At 42.9% G+C, this 1207-nt stretch carries 1 protein-coding gene; it reads right to left on the bottom strand.

The window, feature by feature from the left end; genetic code table 11:
• Positions 1 to 749: 749 nt before the first annotated feature.
• A partial coding sequence (locus A3712_RS22920) for a heme biosynthesis protein HemY (RefSeq protein ID WP_157618861.1) occupies positions 750 to 1207 on the bottom strand: 458 nt, incomplete at its 5' end.

The following is a 1207-nucleotide window of genomic DNA, read 5'->3' on the forward strand; positions in this document are numbered from 1 at the left end:
GAGTGGTAGTTCAGTTGGTTAGAATACCGGCCTGTCACGCCGGGGGTCGCGGGTTCGAGTCCCGTCCACTCCGCCACTTATTATAAAAGCCCTGCTAGAAATAGCAGGGCTTTTTTACATCTATCAAAAATGTATGCTGTATCTGGCTATATTTAGTAACCGATTGGTAAATAGGTAGAATGATAACTCAACTACATCACACCTTTTAGAAAGCCTAGTCTTACGAATAGGCTTTCGTCGTTTCTAGGTACTGCTTGTTTACTCTTTGTCTAATAATCTCCTCTCGCATATAACCTCAGCCATTACGATTTTGATTTAGAAGCTTCACTAGAAATAGCGCGCCTTTCCTGTACCTGAAGAATAGTGTTTCGTGCTGCAGTCGAAAGCATTCGACAAAGGCTCAGCCCGCTTCCCTGTTCATTACGCAATTGAACATAAGCCTAATTATTACGACTAAAATCTTATCATCCTAGTAATGAATTTTGTAATATTGTGGATATTTGCTCCCTCTAATCGTATCTGATGGGGCGGGGGTTATTTTGATAGTCTTATTAGAATTGGCACTAATGCTTCGCTAAGCGCTATTGAGGGGTTTAATTGAAGTGGTATCTCTTGATGCTCTTTAATCTTACTTAAGTGATTGGTCTAGATGACTTTGATCTGGGTGGGAGGTTGGGCTGGCTGAAAGGGAATTTGTAGATACAAAAAAGCCGATGCTGGGCATCGGCTTCTTAATTATGCAGAGGGATTTAAGCTGGTTGAACTAGAGCGAGTGCCTTACGAGAGACCTCATGGGCTGCTTTGGTTAGGTTCTGCTTCTCTAGTGCATCTGATAGGTACCCGTAATCTGATACATTTGAGCGTAGTGCCAGAGCCTTCTCGAAGTGGTTTTGTGCTTCTGCCCAGTTCTGTTCTCTTAAGTAGAACTGAGCTAATGCACTGTGTGCTTCTGCATTATTGCTATCTTTGCTGATAGCGCGCTCTAACATAACAACCACTGGGTGGTGATCAGCAAGATTCAGCTCTGGAAGTAGCATGTAGAGCTCGTTTGAACCTGTTTTAGCAATGTTCTCTTTGATAACTGTAAAAGCTTCTGCATCGGCTTTACGGGCGATCAGTTGTTTTACGAAACAAGAGACAAGGTGTGAGCTTTGCTTTTGTTTTCTTGGAAGCTTGTTCCAGTGACTGATTAAGCCTTCGCTGCCTT

Origin of the sequence: Vibrio sp. HI00D65, from assembly GCF_001635455.1 — a bacterium.
GTDB lineage: Bacteria > Pseudomonadota > Gammaproteobacteria > Enterobacterales > Vibrionaceae > Vibrio.